We start from the raw sequence: 19,439 nt of genomic DNA, 5'->3' as shown, positions 1-19,439 counted from the left end.
ATGAGTTTACATATCGATGCCAAAAAAGGAGCAATAGCAGAAACTATTTTATTACCCGGAGACCCCTTGCGCGCCAAATGGATCGCAGAACATTACCTAGAAAACCCGGTGTGCTTTAACACCGTTAGAAATATGTTTGGATATACCGGAACTTATAAAGGCAAACGTATTTCTGTAATGGGCACGGGCATGGGCATCCCGAGTATATCTATTTATGCTACCGAGCTTATTAAAGATTTTGGGGTTAAAAATTTAATTCGTGTGGGTAGTGCAGGCTCTTACCAGAAAGATATAAAGATTAGAGATATAGTTTTAGCCATGGCCGCCTCCTCGTCTGGGATTAATAAAACCCGTTTTCATGGTGCCGATTATGCCCCTACGGCTAGTTTCGACTTATTTCAAAAAGCAGTAACACGTGCTAACGACAAACAGATTGCCATTAAAGCAGGAAATGTATTGTCTAGCGACGAGTTTTATGCAGACAATTTCGAATCGTATAAACAATGGGCAGACTTTGGTGTGTTATGCGTAGAAATGGAAGCTGCCGGTTTATACACCATCGCCGCTAAATACCAAGTAAACGCCTTGGCCATTCTTACCATATCCGATTCTTTAGTCACGGGAGAACATACCACAGCTTTAGAACGCGAAACCACGTTTAAAGACATGATAGACATTGCCTTAGATTTGGCATAACCGACCTCAGCGCAGTGCTATAACACTGCGCATTACTGTCCTACTCGCATTTATTCTCTTCACCTCTCAGGTTTACTAAGTCTCTGATTGCTTGAATATAGGCTCCCTACACCCTATTTTTAAATTAATTCGCATGATTATGGCTTTCCGTAAAGAGATTTTGAAGAATTGTGGTATTTTAGGTGGATTAATTTTAATAATAGCTTCTTGGCTTGGATGGACTTGGGCTTGAGAGGAGTTGGATACAAGCTGAGAAAAATGGGCCCTGAAACACAAATTTTAAAGGAAAGACTATCTGAAATTCGAAATACATTACTTGAACTAGAATTTATAAAAAAAGATATTAAAAGTTTAATTGAAAGTTACAATTCACAAGAGAAAGAAATTCTAACTGAATCTATGTTTTTTAATAGATTATATAGAAACTACATAAGACTATTAATTATTGATATTTTTAAATTGATAGGAAAAAAGGAAGACCATAATATTCATAAGCTTCTTGAATTCTGTAAATTAAACATAAAAAGAATAGATTGGGAAAATTCAATATCATTAAAAGAATTAAATTATTTAAGTGATAATTTATCGACAATTTCCACAAAATTTGAGCAAATAGAAGGTTTACGGAATAAATATTACGCACATAACGACAAGAAAAAAACATCTTTTAACTACGATATTTCATTAAAAGAAATATGGGAAATTCTAGAAGGTCTTCAAAGTATATTTAGCAAATTAAATTTAAAATTTGATAACCATCATTGGTTTTTTGATATTCAATATACTACGCCAGGTGTTATTAATAATTTATACAAATTCAAAAAAATAAGAATATTGACATTAAATGGATATGGAAAATTAGATTCATCTGTAGAAATTCAAGAACTATTAAAAATAATGAAAGGTTAAAGGCCTGTATATAATAACTAAGTATTCTCCCCCGCTAACGCTAGCACCTGCTAATCCCCTCTTAGCCTACCACAAAAAAGTCATACAATTAAATTATAATTTACTGTATTTTAAAACCATGAACAGAAAAAAAGGATAGACTATACTGTACATACTCAAGCGCGAGCACCTTTCAAGATGATAATACCGTTTTAAATATTGACATAAGATTCTTTAGTCGATGGCACTAGTGACTATTAACGCTAATAATAACCAAAGTACAGGGCTAAAAAACAAAAAAAAGAAATCTCATATTCTCTCTATATAAAACACTTATAAATACTGCTATTCTACAAAGAAATTTCACCAAATTGTATTAGTTTTAGGGTATACACTCACAAAGCCATTAGAAGCATAGACTTTGTCTGAAACAGCCTAAATACATTAAAAACAAATCAATGAAAATTCTTTACAAATCTACCTTAGTTTTATTTGTGTTATTGCTTTCCAGCTGCGCCACAATTATTTCAGGATCACGACAACAAGTCGAGATTAATTCGGACCCCAACTCTGCCATAGTTTATATTAACGGTGCTGAAATAGGTAAAACACCTGTTCAGAAAAATCTAAAAAGAAATCAAGATTACCGTATTGTGCTTAAAGTAGACGGTTATAAGCCTTACGAAACCCGGCTAGATAAAAAGTTTAATGCGTGGTATATTGGTAATATTGCAATTGGCGGATTAATAGGACTTATCGTAGATCCCATAACGGGAGCTATCTTTAAATTAAAGCCTCAAGAGTTTGATGGAAGTCCGAAACCCGGAACAACACACCATACAAAAAACCAGAAGTTAGTAATAAAAGTTAGTATGGAAATAGATCCCAATGCTGAGCAAATTGGACAATTAGAAAAATCTGAGTAAAGTTATACACATCAACTTGTCACACTATGGTTTCTGCATTATACATGAGAATAAAATATCCTACAAAACAGACTGTAATCTTATTCTCCGCACTTTGGCTTCTTAGTTCATTCCTAATTATAATCGCGGTGACCGATGTGTTTCAAGTCAGTTTGTTTCAAAAATCGCATGCTGTAGTCACATTTTTAATTCTGTACTCATTTTTAAAACTGTGCCGAGTATACAGGAACTATTACGTGCTTAACAAACAATATAAATTAAAAAAAGACATAACATGATTCAAAAATTTTATAAAAAAAAGAAACAATACAGGAATCTTATTTATGGCTTTGTTTGGTTAGCTATGGTTTTTCTAAAGTTTATATTCAATCCGGGCTATAGTTTAAGATGGGTAGATTGTGTTTGGCTTGTATTAGCAGTCTTACAATTTGGACTGTACTTTTTAGAACACAAACTGGCGTATGTTACCATTGAAGATCATGTGCTTTCTAAATATGCTCCTTTTCCAAAACGGATGAATATTAACGACATTGTGGAGATTAAAAAGTATTCGACCAACTACATTTTAAGGTCAGATTCTAAAGAAATTAAAATAAATCCCAATTACATCAAGGATGCAGACCTTGCTAAGTTGAATTCGTTTTTAAACGGACTGTCTGTAAAAATCACATAGATTTAGAGCACACATAAAAAAACAGTGATATCCTAGATGCAACTAAGATAACACTGCTTGTAACTGTTAATGATGTAATGCTGATATGCCATTATGAAAAAAACTGCAGCACGACCTATGTAGGGATTAGTCCTCGATATCTTCTCCTTCTACGTCTAGGTGTTTAACTAAATCGGATGGGTTTGTAATGACTAAACTTTCTTTTCCGTTTATAACGATACAACCTCTTAAAACTTCTGGTTGGTTTTGAAGAATTTTAATCCAATCTTCCGAACCAAGAATGGCTCCTTTATCTCCGAAGTTTTTAACAAAATTAGGATGATCTTGATCGACTAAATCCCCAATCTTAACTCCTAATTTAGATGCTACTTCTGCCCACTGTGTGCCGGTTACTCTTGTTTTTGAAATATCTATAGATAATAATTTTTTATCTGCGGCATTCGCATACGCCAAGGTTTGCTTACCTACCGAACTTTCCGAACTATAGATTAATGTTAATTGTTTACTGTCTTCTGCTAAAACTCCCATAATGTCCATATTTTAATGTTTTTATAAGTTAATATTATTTTTCTAAGTATTATAATTTAAAACCGTTATCCGCTTATTTTGTTAAAGTGAGTAACGTAATTTCGGGTCTCATGCCTAAACGCCCAGGAAATCCCAACCATCCTAATCCCCGAGTGACATATAAATATTGGCTAGCGTCTTTATACAAGCCCGCCCAATGCTTATACTTATACTTTATCGGACTCCACGCCTTATTCTTAATACGAAGTCCAGCTTGCATACCATGCGTATGTCCTGCCAATGTAAGCGCAATATTAGTTTGACTAACTACTTCTTCGCTCCAATGTGTAGGATCGTGAGACATTAAAATTTTAAAATCTGCCGGCCTTATTCCAGAAATGCTTTTCTGTAAGTCGCCATACTGTTTAAAGGGAGGCATACCCCAATTCTCGACACCTACTATATATAAGTTTTCGTTGTTTTTACTAATCACGTCCCATTCATTAAGTAATAATTTAAAATGAACATTATTGTAAAACCGTTTTAATAGCTCTAAATTTTCTTGTTTGTCGTCTTCCGACTGCCATACACTATAATCGCCATAATCGTGATTTCCTAAAACGGCGTATTTCTTTATCTCTGGAGACAACTTTAAAAACGAAGCCTCCCAACCTTTTAATTCCCATGCATAATTGTTTACCAAATCGCCTGTAAAACAAACCACATCGGGTTTTAGGTTGTTTATAATTTGTATCGCTTTATCTAATACATTATAGCGATAGTTTAAACTACCCAAATGCAAATCTGATATATGTACCACTTTTAAACCATTAAAAGCCTGTGGTAAATTGTCGTGCTTTACGGTAACGTGATAGGTTTTAAAATGATAGACCGCTTTAAACACAGCATATAAAATGGCTGTAAACGGTAATATCCAAGTCACTAAACCTAAAATGGGCACAATATATACCGACTCGGTATCGCTAAACACACGATTGGTTAAAGCAAACCCACTAATAAAAATGACAAAAATAATTTTTGGCACAAACGACGCCACTGTTATCCCATAAAAGGAAGAAATGATACGTTGTTTCTTTTTAATATCGACATGATCTAATCGGACTTTAAGAACAAGGATTGTAATAACCAAACTCACAGATATTAATACGAATATGGTATTTATTACAAGCCTTATCTCTGTTGCCGGAATGTGTTTTATTAGCGATTGTAACCAATAAAATGTCGCGACATCCACCAGTAAAAGCGCTATACAAAGCAATATTATTACCGACAACGGATACGATTTCATACTTCAAATTTTAAAATATTAAAATTACAATGTAGTGCAGGGATACGTTAACTCATTCCATTCTCATTGTAATTCGAAAACAAGTTCTGCAATAAAAAGCAGGCTTCTTTAGATAATTAATAAAAAAAGGACAAATACTCAAAAACTACGTAAAAATACTTAGTTTATGTGTTTTGAATGGTTTATTTCGTTATATTCGACCAGACATAACGCTTTTAAAACATGATCCCAGTAACACAAGCTATACATATAATAGACAGCACAGTAGTCTCCCAACGTATTAAAAAAGTGAAGATTGCTAAAAGTCTAGGGTCTATTTTAGCCGAGGACATTTTTGCACCTATAAATATGCCATCGTTTAGACAATCGGCTATGGATGGTTATGCACTAAAGTGGAGTGACAGCACTACTTATACCGTAACGGAAGAATCTAAGGCTGGCGATGCAAAACACATAGCAATACATCCACTTGAAGCCGTACGTATTTTTACCGGAGCTAAAGTCCCAGATGATGCCGACACTGTGGTTATGCAAGAACACGTTACCAAACAAGACAATAGCATAACTATTACAAAGATGCCTAATAAAGGTAGCAATGTAAGACCTGTAGGTGAACAAGTAAGTACTGGAGATTTGGTATTAACAAAAGGTCTAAAATTAAATGAAGCCGCAATAGGTTTTCTGGCAGGTCTCGGCATACAAAGAGTAGCCGTTTTTAAAACACCAAAGGTTTCGATTTTAGTAACGGGAAACGAATTACAAAAGCAAGGCAAACCTTTAAAAGAGGGCGCTATTTACGAAAGTAATGCCGTAATGCTAAAAATGGCCTTACAGCGTTTTGGACTTACACAAGTTAAAGTGTTTTACGCTAAAGACACCTTAAAGGCTACGAAAAAGAATATAAAACGCGCATTAGAGTACAGCGACGTCCTTTTAATTTCTGGAGGGATTTCGGTTGGAGATTACGATTTTGTAAAAGAAGCATTAGGTATAAATGATGTAGATGAGTTGTTTTACAAGATTAACCAAAAGCCAGGAAAGCCTCTATGGTTTGGAAAAAAAGATCAGCAATTTGTATTTGCGCTTCCCGGTAATCCAGCATCGGCATTAAGCTGTTTTTATGTTTATGTGCTCCCATTGCTTAAGAAATGCTCTGGATATTCAGGTTATCATTTGCCTCGAATTCAAGCTAAGAGTGCCACCGACTTTAAAAATACCTCCGGAAAGACGTTGTTTTTAAAAGCCAGCTTACAAGACGGTATCGTTAGTGTTTTACCCAGTCAGCAGTCCTCTATGCTTAACACCTTCGCAACCAGTAATGTCTTGTTAATGGTACCGGAACATGTAGAAACCATTAAGAAACAAGATCTAGTAAGCTGTATAAATTTAGAGTGTTATGGAAATTAAAAGTCGTATTTGGATAGAAAAAGACGGGAAACCGTTTATAGGTTATGGCAAGATTGAGCTTCTTAAAAAAGTAGATTCCGAGCACTCCATAACCGCCGCGGCCAAAGCCCTTAAGATGTCCTATAAAAAGGCCTGGAACTTACTAAACGACATGGAACAATTAGCCGAAGAACCTTTACTGGTAAAATCTATAGGCGGTAAATCTGGTGGTAGTTCCAAGCTCACGCCTTATGGCAAAAAACTTATCACCCAATTTGAACAGTTAAACAGCAAATGTGAAACATTTTTAAACGACGAATACAAGCCACTAACAAATGGAATTTCTTAGTACCAACATATTTATAATATTCGCCCTGATTCTGGTATGCATATCGTTTTTGTATGCTTCGGTTGGTCATGGTGGTGCGAGTGGCTATTTGGCATTAATGGCATTATTTTCGTTTCCTATTTTAGTGATTAAACCCACAGCTTTATTACTGAATATTTTTGTGAGTGGAATCTCATTTTGGTTCTTTAAAAAGAATAAACATTTTAATTGGAAACTATTTTATCCGTTTGCAATAACCTCTATACCTGCCGCTTTTCTTGGAGGCTATCTCACCATAAACACCACCTTATACAAACAAATTCTAGGTGTGTTTTTAGTGATTGCCGTCTTGAGAATTTTAGGCGTTTTTGGTAAAGAACAAGACCATAAAAAAGCAGTACAGATTCCGTTAGCCTTAGTTATTGGTTGTGGTATCGGACTATTCTCTGGCATGATTGGTATTGGTGGCGGTATTATATTGAGTCCGATAATTTTACTATTGGCTTGGGGAACCACAAAGGAATCGGCGGCCGTTTCTGCCCTATTTATATTTGTAAACTCCATTGCTGGTATTATAGGCTTTTTGTTAAAACATAACAGTTTTCCAACGGAGTCCTTTTATCTTATTCCCTTTGCTTTAATTGGAGGTAGCATGGGCGCGTTTTATGGGAGTCAGAAGTTATCGAATGTAAAACTCACTTATATGTTATCGTTTGTTTTAATATTAGCATCGTTTAAATTATTCTTGTATTAATGCAGACACAAAAACACATATCGATCTATATTCTTTGCGGAGGCAAAAGCTCTAGAATGCAAACAGAGAAAGGCTTGGTTGTGTTTAAAGACAAGCCATTTATAGAATGGATTTTGGAGGCGGTAAAACCCATTTCTAATCGGATATACCTCATTACAGAAAACACAGATTACAGCATTTATAATTATCCATTACTAGCAGATATTTATAAAAACAAAGGGCCTGTAGGTGGCATATATACCGCTTTAAAACATACAGACACCCAACAGAATTTAATATTAAGTTGCGATATACCAATGATATCGACACACATTTTAAAGCGCTATTTAATCCAATCAAAAGTGATAAATTCCAACATTGCATTTGTAAGTGATAGCACGAGAGATTACCCATTAATTGGCATGTATAGTGTAAACAATCTTCAGAAGTTTGAAGACGCGATCAGGCAAGATCATTTAAAACTCATGAGTTTAATTCAAGCCTCAACCTATCACCGCATACAAGTAGCTTCGAGAGATTTTGACGCCCTTTACAACATAAACACCAAAGACGAATTACGAACCTTAATACAAAGTAGACCATGAAAAACACAGACATTCAACCTAAAGTAACGCTTGTTGGCGCGGGCCCTGGAGATCCTGATTTACTCACATTAAAGGCCGTAAAAGCGCTAAAAAAAGCCAAAGCCGTGTTATACGATGCGTTGGTAAATGAAGACATTTTAGATCACGCGCCTAATGCCGTGAAATTATATATTGGAAAGCGCAAAGGCAACCACAGTTACACTCAAGATCAGATTAACGATTTGTTAGTGAGCTATGCTAAGAAATACGGAAAGATTGTAAGACTTAAAGGTGGTGATCCGTTTGTATTTGGTCGCGGAAAAGAAGAAACCGATTACCTAGAACGTTTCGGGATTAAGACAGCCATTATCCCTGGAATTACTTCAGCAATTGCCGTTCCTGCTTCTGTAGGAATCCCTGTTACACAACGTACAATATCTGAAAGTTTTTGGGTAATTACAGGTACAACATCTAGCCGTGCTTTGTCCAACGATGTTAAGTTAGCCGCACAATCTACAGCGACTGTCATTATTTTAATGGGCATGTCTAAACTCTCGGAGATTGCAGCTATTTATAAATTGAATAACCGCGGCGATATGCCTGTAGCGATTATTCAGAACGGCACTAAAAAAGAAGCACAGCAAGCGATTGGAACCATTGATACCATCGTAGATTTAGTACAAGAAAAACAATTATCGTCTCCTGCAATTATCATTATTGGAGAGGTTGTAAACGGTCATAAAAGTTTACTGACGTATTATAACGAGCAATTTATGGAAGACGATTTTATATATCAAAATTTAGACATAGAACCTATAACAGCATAATATGGAACGCAACGAATTATACCCTATATTTTTAAAAGTTAACCAATTGGACGTCCTTATTGTTGGAGGCGGAAATGTAGGTTTAGAGAAATTAAGTTTCTTATTAAAATCGAGCCCAAACGCGGTTGTAGATGTAATATCTATCGATTTTTTAGAGGAACTAAAAACCTTAGCAGATCAGCACCCTAATGTGAATTTAATCCAAAAAGCCTATGATATTTCAGATTTGGAAAATCGGCATTTTGTTATTGGATGCACAGATAATTTAGATGTGAATTTACAAATCAATAAAGACGCCAAAGCAAAACATTTACTTGTAAATATTGCCGATACACCAGACCAATGCGACTTCTATTTAGGAGGCGTGGTCACTAAAGGACATGTAAAAATAGCGATTTCAACAAACGGAAAATCGCCAACTACAGCCAAACGTTTACGTCAGCTTTTTGAGGAAATCATTCCTGAAAATATTACCGAAATGGTACAAAATTTAAACGTCTACAGAAAAACTTTAAAAGGAGATTTTCAGAATAAAGTAGACGAGATGAACAAAATCACAGAAGGACTAGTTTCTAAAAAAGAATAGGCAAATGATTACTATAAAATATTTTGGCATGCTTGCCGAACACACGCAATGTAACGAAGAACAATACGACTCTAAAGCCGTGAAACTATCTGAATTACTAGAAGATTTAAATGTAAAATATCAGTTTACTCCCGAATCTTTTAATGTAGCTTTAAATCAGAAATTAGTTCAAGATTCCGAAGATATCACGCTTCAGTTTCAAGACGAAATCGCGTTATTACCTCCATTTGCTGGCGGATAAAATTAGATTATGCCTAAAGAACTGCTGAGATACTTGCAGCATAACGTTTAATTACCCATTATAATACGGACTATTTATAACAGTTAACTCATGAAAAAGAACAATGTATTTATAAACGGTGCTATTTCACCTGACTTTATTTCCGACTCCATTGCAAAACACCAAAGTAAACACACGATTGGCGGACACAATATATTTTTAGGTCAGGTTCGCGCAGACCAGATAGACGGCAAAACTGTAGCTGCGATAGATTTTACAGCCTACGAAGAGATGGCTTTAGAGCAGATTGCAGAGATTCGAGAAAAAGCATTTAAAACGTTCGATTTAACCTGTATGCATATTTATCACAGTCTTGGAAAAATCAATGCTGGAGACATCTGCTTCTTTGTTTTTGTGTCCGCAAAGCACAGTAAAGAAGTCTATGCGGCAACCGAATATCTTGTAAATATTATAAAAAAGAAAGTGCCCATTTTTGGTAAAGAAATCTTTGAAGACGACACCCACCAATGGAAAACCAACATCAAATAACATGGTAGACATTACCCACAAAATAAATACGTTACGCACCGCAACGGCTACTGCCATTGTAAAAGTTAGTAAACCAGAAACCATTGAAGCTATTCAGAAAAACTTAGTCCCAAAAGGGAACGTTTTAGAAATGGCAAAAACGGCAGGATTATTCGCTGTTAAAAATACACATACCGTTATTCCCGATTGTCACCCCTTGCCTATTGAATTTACTTCGGTAGCCTATCGCATTGAAGGTTTGGAGATTCATATTATTTTCAATGTGAAAACCGTTTATAAAACCGGTGTTGAGGTAGAAGCTATGCACGGTGCATCGGTAGTTGCCTTAACCATGTACGATATGTTGAAACCGATAGACAAACAGATTGAAATTGGCACCATAAAATTAGTCGAGAAAAAAGGCGGAAAAAGCAGTTACCCGAATAAACAAATTTCAACATTAGAAGCGAGTGTAATTGTGTGTTCCGATTCTATTTCTGAAGGCAAAAAAGAAGATTTTGCAGGAAAAGCGATTATTGAAAAACTGGAAGCAAACGCGGTAAAGATTAAGAACTACGACGTTATCCCTGATGAAATTGATTTGATACGAGCAAAAGCATTATCACTGGCAGAAACCAATAACCTCATCATTTTTACAGGAGGAACAGGTTTATCGTATCGCGATGTGACACCAGAAGCATTAGAGCCTATTTTAGAACGCCGTATTCCAGGCATCGAGGAAGCCATTAGAAGCTACGGTCAGGATCGTATGCCTTACGCCATGCTATCTAGAAGTATTGCAGGAACTATTGGAAACTGCTTAGTTTTAGCTTTACCAGGCTCTACAAACGGTGCTAAAGAATCTATGGATGCAGTGTTTCCGCACGTGCTTCATGTATTTAAAATTTTAAGAGGTCAGCAACATTAAAATGAATAGAACTCCCAACATATTAACCGACGATTTTGGACGTCATCATTCGTATTTACGTATTTCATTAACCGAAAAATGTAATTTACGATGTACGTATTGTATGCCAGAAAATGGCGTACCACTAACTCCAAAAGAACACATCATGACGGCTAATGAGATATTAAAAATCGCATCGGTATTTGTAAAGCATGGGGTCACTAAAATTAGGTTAACGGGAGGTGAACCGTTGGTAAGAAAAGACTTTACTGAAATCTTAAAACAACTGTCTTCTCTAAATATTAAACTTTCTATTACCACAAACGCTGTGATTGTAGATCGGTTTATAGGCGATTTTAAGCAGTATGGATTACAGGATATTAATGTAAGCTTAGATAGTTTACAAGCAGACAAATTCACATTTATAACACGTCGAGATCAATTTAAAAAAGCATACGATAACATCATTCTTTTATTAGAACAAGGCTTCAACGTAAAAATGAATGTGGTTCTAATTAAAGGTTTTAACGATGATGAAATTATCGATTTTATTAAATTCACAAAACATCTTCCTATAGCGATTCGCTTTATAGAATTTATGCCTTTTGATGGTAATAATTGGAATAAAGAGAAATTAGTCACTCAAGCCGAAATCTTAGAACAAGCGCATTCTCATTTTAGTGAAGACGACATAATATCTCTAGAAAACGAGAAGAATTACACGAGTAGAAATTATCAAATAAAAGGCTATAGAGGTATTTTCGGAATTATAAGCTCGGTGAGTAATCCGTTTTGTGACAGTTGTAATCGTATTCGATTAACAGCAAATGGAAATATTAAAAATTGCTTATTTTCGAATCAAGAAACAAATCTACTTACGGCGTATAGGCAAGGTAAAAATATTGAACCTCTTATTGCTAATCTTATCCATAAGAAATATGCTGTTCGTGCCGGTATGACGGATTTTGAAACCTTAAATAATCCAGAGAATCACACCAACAACCGCAGTATGATTACTATTGGTGGTTAATCCTGTTCGATATGTCGTTTTAATAACTTCCTTACAAAATTAGATTTGGGCGCTTCGCAAAGGGAACACACATAGGTATCTGGTAAATCGTTAAAAGGCGTATGTGGTGCAATATCTTGCGTTTGATCTCCATAGGTTTCATTATAAACCGTTAAACAATCCTGACATTGGTACACCTCAGCTTCTACAGTTGTATCTGCTTTTTTAATTAACTTTTCTTCGTCGCGTTCTGTTCCTAATTGCTCGAAATACAACTGACTTAATTCCATAAGTAAACCGGGTAATTCTACTTGATCTACATCCTGAACATGCGTAATATATTCTCTGGAATTGGGATCGAAATTTTTAGCGTATAACAAGTTATAGGTATCCCTAATTTTATAATCTGACAACGCTTTGGGCTGTTCGTTCTTTTCGATCACGATAGAGGTGAAATAATATGCTTTTTTCGCGAGCTCTGTAATTCCGAAGGTTAATCCATAAGTACTAATATCGTTCTGATCGAAATTAGCAACCAAGTATTTTTTAAGTTTTAGTGCTTCTTCATTTCCTACTGGTAAATGCCAGTTTAATTCTAACATGGAGTGGCGCACATTAATTCCGAATTTCCCTAAGAACTTTTCCCAAATTAATTTGGTATCGTTTGGTATATCTTTTACGATAAATGATTTCCACGGTGTGATTGATATTTTACCAATTTTACAATCGGAACATAAATCGCACATGGCTTTTAAAAATGCTAAATCGTATTTATTATTTCTCCAATATAAACCCAACCAGTATTTATCGTTCCCAATCCGATTCATCCCTTCGTAATACGGAAACGGATAAAATGGAACTTGCAACGGTTTATCTATGGTTCTATTATTAGCATCGATAGCATCGTTTACTAAATCGAAAATCATCTCGACACTTTCAGGTTCTTCTTTTAAAAGCCCTTCAATAGTTGTTTGAATTTTAGCCATATCCCAGCTATAAATTAAGGCTGGATACACTTCTGTTTTTTCCCAATCTGGCAGACGCACATATAAATACCAATAATCTTCGTGTTCCGAAGCTATAAAGTTTAAATGCCCTGTAAATAAGGGTACCAAACGCTGTCTTGGATCTGTAATATTGATTTTTAACTGTGGATTTTGTCGGAATTGTTCCAACACATATAAATACTTTTCTCCAGTTAACCACGACGTACTAGAAAAAATTCCTGCACTAACATAAGACGACACTATATTTACAGAGCCCTCGCCATGAGATGGAACAACCTGAAGATTATCTACGGTTTCTAAATCTTTAGGATCTACTTTTCCTGATAGTAAAATATCTTGTCGAGACCCAAAGGAAATGGTATCTAAACCTAAACTTTCTGCGGTTAAGCAAATCGATTTTAACTCTCCTGGAGACAGTACACCTCCTTTTACAATTAATCTAGATAACTCTTGCATTAGGCCAAAACTTTATGATTATTTAATATCTCTCTTACTTCAGTTTTACAACTTCCACATCCCAATCCTGCACCTGTTTGGTTACATAATTCGGTAAAATTCGTACAGCCCTGACTAATGGCTTCATTTATATTACCCTCTCCAACTTGACTACAAGAACACACTAATTTTCCTATTACAGGTTTATCGTTAGAGGCACCACGCAATAATTTATCGCGTTTATCAGACAGTTCTACCTTACTTTCAATAAGTGTTTTAAATTCGGCAAATTCATTCTTATCTCCCATTAAAACGGCACCAACCAACAGATCGTCTTTTACGATACACCGTTTATAGTAGCGTTTAGACATGTCCATAAAAATGATTTCTTCGTAACTGTTATCGTTTTCAGGAACGGTTAAATTTCCTAAACTACATAAGTCTAAATCACTAAATTTTAAGATATTCATGGATACAGAACCTTTGTAGATACTACTAATATCCCCTGCTAAGTAGTTTGCTAAAATCGCAGCTTGTTCTTCGGCTGCAGATGTAATTCCTAAGATATTATTATTGAATTCTGCTATTTCACCGATGGCAAATATATCAGGATCTGAAGATTGCAAATGATGATTCACTTTAATACCGCGACCACAAATTACACCACTGGATTTCGCGATTTCAATATTCGGACGCGTACCAATAGCATATACAATGGCATTCGATTTGAATGTTTTTCCACTCTTAAGCGTAATATTTAATGCGTTTTTTGTGTCGTCGTCGTCGAAAACCGTACTCACTTCATTTGAGAAATAAATTTGAATCCCCAACTCTTGAACATGCTTGGCTAATAACTTACTTGAAATAGGATCTAATTGTCGCTCCATTAAATTAGAAGCACGCTGAATAATTGTCGTGTTTACATTTCGATGCTTTAAGGCTGCGGCAAGTTCTAATCCTAGAAGTCCACCTCCCACAATAGTCACATGCTGTTCTTCGGCTTTAAGATTCGTGCCATCTAAATACGATTTAAATCGGTCTGCATCATCTTTAGAACGCAATGTAAATCGGCCAGGTAAGTTTAATTGCACATCGTTTGGTACAAAGGAACGACTTCCCGTAGCCATAATTAATTTGTCGTAAGCATGATGATTTCCGTGATTATCGGTTGCCAACTTACTATCGCGATCAATTTCGACGATAAACGTTTCGGCATATAATTCTATTTGAAGCTTTTTAAGTTCCTTCTCTTTAATCTTTAACAGTTGTTCCCAAGTTAACTCTTCAGTAATATATTCTGGAAGTAAAACCCGATTATAGAACGGATTAATTTCTTTTGAAAACACCACAATGTCATCCGTTTCACTGTGTTCCCTATAATTTTGAATAAAACGGAAGGCTGCAGCACCTGCACCAACCACTAATATTCTTTCTTTTTCCTTTTTATACTTGGATACTGCTACCCGTGTATATTTAAAATCTGGCTCTTTAGATACCGGATCTACAATAGTATGGGTTAAATTATTCGCACGGTTTAAATCGCTTTGTAATTGTTTTCCCCAATGCATAGGTAAGAATACTACGCCATTTTTAACACTATCGGTTACTTTTGCACGCACTCTTACAATCCCTAATCCGCTTTTAACATCTACAACATCGCCATCTTTTACTTTATTTAAAAAAGCATCTACAGGACTAATCTCTAAAACGGGTGTAGAATAATGCGTTTTTAAACGCGACACCTTCCCCGTTTTCGTCATAGTATGCCATTGATCTCGAACACGACCTGTGGTTAAGATTAACGGATACTCTTCGTTAGGTAAATCGGAAACATTATTAATAAAGTCGGGTATATTAAACATCGCTTTTTGCGACGGCGTATAGAATTTTTTATCTTGAAATAAACGCGCAGTACCATCCTTTTGAGCTTCTGAGACGGGCCATTGAAATGTTCCTTCTCCTTTTAATCTCTCATAATTTAGTTCGGAAACATCGATATTGGAACCTTTAGTCATTTCGCTATATTCCTGATAAATTTCGGCAGTAGAGTTATAATTAAAACCATGAAAGCCCATTTTTTGAGCAAACTCGCATAATATTTCTACATCTGGTTTGGCTTCTCCAGGCGCCTCAATACCTTTTGGTAAATAGGAAATACGACGCTCAGAATTAGTCATTGTACCTTCTTTCTCTAACCAAGCAGCCGCAGGCAATACCAGATCGGCATGTTCTAATGTATCCGATCGGTTTGAGATATCTTGAACCACTACAAACTTAGCATGTTTTAGAGCTTTCTCTATTTTATGAGCGTTTGGCATACTCACCATAGGATTGGTACATACAATCCATACCGCTTTTATTTTACCTGATTCTAAAGCATCGAACATTTCTGTAGCCGTATAACCTGCTTTATCAGAAATCTTATCCACCTTCCAGAAATCGGCAACTTCTTGACGGTGTTTTTCATTAAATAAATCTTTATGCACTGCCAATAAATTAGCCATTCCTCCAACTTCTCGTCCGCCCATAGCATTAGGTTGCCCAGTTAACGAAAATGGCCCAGAACCAGGTTTCCCCACTTGTCCTGTAATTAAAGATAAATTTAAAAGTGCATAATTTTTATGTGTCCCAATCGCACTCTGATTAAGTCCCATGGCCCACATGCTAATAAAGGCTTTAGATTGCCCGATAATTTGAGCGGCCTTTTTAATTTCATCTACAGTTATACCACACCATTTAGCAGCATCACTTAAGGATGTAGATAAGACTTGTTTCTTATATTTTTCGAAGTTTTCGGTATGATTTTTAATGAAACTTTTATCAATCATACGACGTTCTATTAAGCGCCGACCAATAGCATTATATAGAATTACATCTGTTCCCGGTAAGATTTGAAGATGAACATCTGCAAAATTTGCAGAATCGGTTTTACGCGGATCAACCACCAAAATCTTTACATTCGGATTTTGCTCTTTATGCTGTTCAATACGTCTAAACAAAATAGGATGACACCATGCTGGATTTGCTCCGGTAATTAAAAAGCAATCGGCTAATTCGATATCTGCGTAAGAAATTGGCACAGAATCTTCGCCAAACGTTTTCTTATAGCCTACCACTGCCGAACTCATACAAAGCCTTGAGTTGGTATCTATATTATTAGTTCCTAAAAACCCTTTGGTTAATTTATTTGCGATATAATATTCCTCGGTTAAACACTGTCCAGAAACATAGAACCCAACACTATCCGGACCGTGCTTTTCTATAACCGATTTAAAAACTTTTGCTGCCCGATCTAAAGCGGTATCCCAACTTACGCGTTCCAAAGGATGCGATTTGCTCCATCGCATTTCTGGGTATAGTAATCTATCAGACACATCGTTTGCCACATAGTGCAAATTCATTCCTTTAGAGCACAACATCCCTCTATTTACGGGATGGTCTTTATCACCCTCCACATAAACTTTGTTATTTTCATCCTTCTTTACGATTATACCACAGCCTACACCACAGTACGAACACGTTGTTTTAATATCTTTTTGAGGCATCATATGTACTTAATACATTTGTCTATTCATCTTAAATGTAATAAAACTATTATTACATCACTGTATTTAACCGTATTTTAAATGGACTGCGTCGCCATCTGGGTATCATACTCTTCATTAAATTCTTCTTCTGTCACGTCATCTGTCGCCGTAGCAAATTTAATGGCTAATGTTCCCACTGCAACTAGTATTACAATACCACCTATAAGTAAAAACCCACTAGATACTGCCGCCGAAGCTGCTGCCGCTTGAGCCGATTGAATGGCTTCTGCCCCCAAACCTTCACTTGCCGTTATCGCTGCTTTTTCTGCTACGGCCGATTTAGATTTTAATAATATAGCGGCTAGAAAGGCTCCTACATTTCCTCCTGCTCCTACAATTCCTGAAATAGAACCTATAGCTTTAGAGTTTACAAAAGGTACGACCGAGAATGTTGCTCCTTCTGCCATTTGTACTGATAAACTGAATAATATTAACAGTGAGATACCTACCACAATTCCCGTTGCTGTAGAAAACAAGGCTAGCATGACACCTTCGATAGCTAATATAGCGGCAAGGAATAAAACACGACCACGTAAGCCCTTTAATTTACCGAATAGATCTCCGAAAAACCCACCTAAAGTTCTAGCAAAAATATTCATCAGGGCAAAAGATAACACGATATTTCCTGCAGTAACACGTTCTAATTGAAACGTATTTTGTAAATAATCGTCCATAGTTCCATACACTGTTAATTCTATTCCGAAACAAGCTGCATAGACAAAGAATAAGATCCAAACACGGTAATCTTTAACCGCTTCCATAAAACCAACATCATCTTTTTTGGTCTGTGGCATATTCCCTGAGGCCTTTAAGTCTTTATAATTTCCATCTAAAGTATCTTGCGTAAAATTGTAATATACAAGTCCCATTAAAAAGCAAACCACACCAGCTATAATCATTGAATACCTCCAGGCTTCCGATTCGGCTGCTCCAAACGCAACAACTGCTGCTGCAATTAATGGCATTCCTAGACGGTTGGCACCTCCACCTAAATTCCCCCAACCTGCAGAAGTAGCATTCGCTGTTCCCACTATATTAGGAGCAAACATAATGGAGGTATGAAATTGCGTAATCACAAATGACGCTCCAATAAATCCGATAAAGAACCTACAGATTAAAAATTGAAGAGGTGTTTGAACAAACCCTAGTAATATTACAGGAATAGCTCCGATAACGAGCAACCACGAGTAACAAAGACGTGGCCCGTATTTATCACAGAGTTTACCAATTAATAATCGCGCAAATACAGTACCTGAAACGGCAAGAATAATGGAATTCCATTTTTGCGATGGTGTTAAGCCTAAATCCTTAACCACGTCGGGCATAAACGGCACAATACCGAACCAGGCAAAGAAACATAAGAAAAAGGCTATTGAAGTTATCCAAAACGTTCGGATTGGAAGACTCTTTACATTTAAAAGATCTAATTTTGTAGCTTTTGTAGAACTCATAACAATTGAATTTATACGTTAGTGTGATAAAATTAAGTATTAATACTTAATTACTACGTATAAAATTACGTATTTTTAAATTATTACGTACCTAATAAAAAATTAGGATTTAATTGTTAATCTTTCAACAAATAGGCTTAAAAAGCTAAAATATAATGATGTAGGGGCTTTAGTTTTAGACTAATCGATACTTAGAAGCCATTTTAGTAAGCTCGATTAGATTTTTTACATCTAGTTTCTTCATCAGATTGAAGCGGTGCACTTCTGCCGTGCGTTTACTAACTTCCAAATCTTCAGCAATTTCCTTATTACTTTTTCCATCTAAGACTAAAGCTAAGATTTGCTTTTCACGTTTAGTCAGTTTAAAAGTAGCTTCCGGTTTTTCTTGTACTTCGGGTTGTGGTACGCCACCTTTATTAATCATACTATTAACAATAATAGACGAAACATCTCCCGTAAAATACTTACCTCCAGAGGCAATCATTTGTAGCGCCTTTATAAATTCCTCTTTACTAGACCCTTTTAATAAGTAGCCATCGGCACCAGCATTAATGGCATTTAAAACGTATTCTTCGGAATCATGCATTGATAAGACCAATGTTTTTACTGGATTTTTAGTTTGGTTTAGTAGAGAAACGACTTCTATACCATTCATTTCTGGCATACGAATATCTACAATTAAGACATCTGGCTTACAAGCTTCAACAACTTTAAGCGCTTCTTTTCCATCTGATGCTTCATCCAAAACATGAACACCTTCCTGATCTTCTAATAAGGATTTTATACCATCACGAACTAAGACATGATCGTCGGCCAACACTACATTTATCATCTACTTATATATTCTATATT

The 19,439-nt window shown here is 35.8% G+C and carries 20 protein-coding genes; 14 read left to right on the top strand and 6 right to left on the bottom strand.

Annotated elements, in window-relative coordinates; genetic code table 11:
- The 4 genes from deoD (at position 1) to AC0UBM_RS09715 (ending at position 3,183) form a co-directional block, all read left to right on the top strand.
- Positions 1-696: a purine-nucleoside phosphorylase gene (gene deoD / locus AC0UBM_RS09730; RefSeq protein WP_475688472.1), complete on the top strand. Its 696-nt coding sequence runs from the start codon at positions 1-3 to the stop codon at positions 694-696.
- A 216-nt stretch (positions 697-912) separates the two neighbouring features.
- A complete protein-coding gene (locus AC0UBM_RS09725; RefSeq protein WP_475688518.1) occupies positions 913-1,605 on the top strand; it encodes an AbiU2 domain-containing protein in 693 nt (230 codons plus the stop codon).
- A 437-nt stretch (positions 1,606-2,042) separates the two neighbouring features.
- The gene (locus tag AC0UBM_RS09720) at positions 2,043-2,510 is read left to right on the top strand and encodes a PEGA domain-containing protein (RefSeq protein ID WP_475688471.1); all 468 of its coding nucleotides are present in this window, start codon (positions 2,043-2,045) and stop codon (positions 2,508-2,510) included.
- Positions 2,511-2,784: 274 nt separating this feature from the next.
- Positions 2,785-3,183 carry a hypothetical protein gene (locus tag AC0UBM_RS09715; protein ID WP_475688470.1) on the top strand — a complete coding sequence of 133 codons (399 nt, stop codon included), beginning with the start codon at positions 2,785-2,787 and terminating at the stop codon, positions 3,181-3,183.
- Between the two features lie 126 nt (positions 3,184-3,309).
- Here AC0UBM_RS09715 and AC0UBM_RS09710 read toward each other — a convergent pair whose 3' ends face one another.
- Together AC0UBM_RS09710 and AC0UBM_RS09705 are read right to left on the bottom strand one after the other, a co-directional pair.
- On the bottom strand, positions 3,310-3,720 hold the full coding sequence (locus tag AC0UBM_RS09710; protein ID WP_414036051.1) for a hypothetical protein: 411 nt from the start codon (positions 3,718-3,720) through the stop codon (positions 3,310-3,312).
- Between the two features lie 64 nt (positions 3,721-3,784).
- Positions 3,785-4,999 carry a metallophosphoesterase gene (locus AC0UBM_RS09705; protein WP_475688469.1) on the bottom strand — a complete coding sequence of 405 codons (1,215 nt, stop codon included), beginning with the start codon at positions 4,997-4,999 and terminating at the stop codon, positions 3,785-3,787.
- Between the two features lie 222 nt (positions 5,000-5,221).
- On the opposite strand from AC0UBM_RS09705, the gene AC0UBM_RS09700 reads away from it, so the two are divergent.
- The 10 genes from AC0UBM_RS09700 (at position 5,222) to moaA (ending at position 12,128) form a co-directional block, all read left to right on the top strand.
- Positions 5,222-6,406: a molybdopterin molybdotransferase MoeA gene (locus tag AC0UBM_RS09700; RefSeq protein ID WP_475688468.1), complete on the top strand. Its 1,185-nt coding sequence runs from the start codon at positions 5,222-5,224 to the stop codon at positions 6,404-6,406.
- Positions 6,396-6,734 carry a winged helix-turn-helix domain-containing protein gene (locus AC0UBM_RS09695; protein WP_414036054.1) on the top strand — a complete coding sequence of 113 codons (339 nt, stop codon included), beginning with the start codon at positions 6,396-6,398 and terminating at the stop codon, positions 6,732-6,734. Before AC0UBM_RS09700 ends, AC0UBM_RS09695 begins: the two co-directional genes overlap by 11 nt.
- Positions 6,721-7,467 (top strand): sulfite exporter TauE/SafE family protein, encoded by a 747-nt coding sequence (locus AC0UBM_RS09690; protein ID WP_475688467.1) that lies wholly within the window; start codon positions 6,721-6,723, stop codon positions 7,465-7,467. The genes AC0UBM_RS09695 and AC0UBM_RS09690 overlap by 14 nt, the downstream gene beginning before the upstream one ends.
- A complete protein-coding gene (locus tag AC0UBM_RS09685) occupies positions 7,467-8,051 on the top strand; it encodes a molybdenum cofactor guanylyltransferase (RefSeq protein ID WP_475688466.1) in 585 nt (194 codons plus the stop codon). Before AC0UBM_RS09690 ends, AC0UBM_RS09685 begins: the two co-directional genes overlap by 1 nt.
- Positions 8,048-8,857, top strand: a complete 810-nt coding sequence (cobA, locus tag AC0UBM_RS09680) for a uroporphyrinogen-III C-methyltransferase (RefSeq protein WP_414036057.1) — start codon at positions 8,048-8,050, stop codon at positions 8,855-8,857. The genes AC0UBM_RS09685 and cobA overlap by 4 nt, the downstream gene beginning before the upstream one ends.
- A 1-nt stretch (position 8,858) precedes the next feature.
- The gene (locus AC0UBM_RS09675; protein WP_475688465.1) at positions 8,859-9,443 is read left to right on the top strand and encodes a precorrin-2 dehydrogenase/sirohydrochlorin ferrochelatase family protein; all 585 of its coding nucleotides are present in this window, start codon (positions 8,859-8,861) and stop codon (positions 9,441-9,443) included.
- A 4-nt stretch (positions 9,444-9,447) separates the two neighbouring features.
- Positions 9,448-9,684 carry a MoaD/ThiS family protein gene (locus AC0UBM_RS09670; protein WP_414036059.1) on the top strand — a complete coding sequence of 79 codons (237 nt, stop codon included), beginning with the start codon at positions 9,448-9,450 and terminating at the stop codon, positions 9,682-9,684.
- 90 nt (positions 9,685-9,774) lie between these two features.
- Positions 9,775-10,212 (top strand): molybdenum cofactor biosynthesis protein MoaE, encoded by a 438-nt coding sequence (locus tag AC0UBM_RS09665; RefSeq protein WP_475688464.1) that lies wholly within the window; start codon positions 9,775-9,777, stop codon positions 10,210-10,212.
- A 1-nt stretch (position 10,213) separates the two neighbouring features.
- Positions 10,214-11,119 carry a bifunctional molybdenum cofactor biosynthesis protein MoaC/MoaB gene (moaCB, locus tag AC0UBM_RS09660; protein ID WP_475688463.1) on the top strand — a complete coding sequence of 302 codons (906 nt, stop codon included), beginning with the start codon at positions 10,214-10,216 and terminating at the stop codon, positions 11,117-11,119.
- A gap of 1 nt (position 11,120) precedes the next feature.
- Positions 11,121-12,128 carry a GTP 3',8-cyclase MoaA gene (gene moaA, locus AC0UBM_RS09655; protein WP_475688462.1) on the top strand — a complete coding sequence of 336 codons (1,008 nt, stop codon included), beginning with the start codon at positions 11,121-11,123 and terminating at the stop codon, positions 12,126-12,128.
- On the opposite strand, the gene AC0UBM_RS09650 is transcribed toward moaA, so the two are convergent.
- From AC0UBM_RS09650 to AC0UBM_RS09635, 4 genes are all read right to left on the bottom strand, one after another.
- Positions 12,125-13,570 carry a rubredoxin gene (locus AC0UBM_RS09650; protein ID WP_475688461.1) on the bottom strand — a complete coding sequence of 482 codons (1,446 nt, stop codon included), beginning with the start codon at positions 13,568-13,570 and terminating at the stop codon, positions 12,125-12,127. The two genes, moaA and AC0UBM_RS09650, sit on opposite strands and share 4 nt — an antisense overlap.
- Positions 13,570-17,094, bottom strand: a complete 3,525-nt coding sequence (locus AC0UBM_RS09645; RefSeq protein WP_475688517.1) for a molybdopterin-dependent oxidoreductase — start codon at positions 17,092-17,094, stop codon at positions 13,570-13,572. Before AC0UBM_RS09645 ends, AC0UBM_RS09650 begins: the two co-directional genes overlap by 1 nt.
- A gap of 77 nt (positions 17,095-17,171) precedes the next feature.
- A complete protein-coding gene (locus tag AC0UBM_RS09640; protein ID WP_475688460.1) occupies positions 17,172-18,587 on the bottom strand; it encodes an MFS transporter in 1,416 nt (471 codons plus the stop codon).
- A gap of 175 nt (positions 18,588-18,762) precedes the next feature.
- Positions 18,763-19,419, bottom strand: coding sequence for a response regulator (locus AC0UBM_RS09635; RefSeq protein WP_475688459.1), 657 nt, complete (start codon positions 19,417-19,419; stop codon positions 18,763-18,765).
- Positions 19,420-19,439 lie beyond the last annotated feature (20 nt).

The sequence above is a fragment of the Formosa sp. F44 genome (assembly GCF_056238645.1).
Note: the sequence above shows the minus strand (reverse complement) of the source record. Positions and strands in the feature narration are given on the sequence as shown.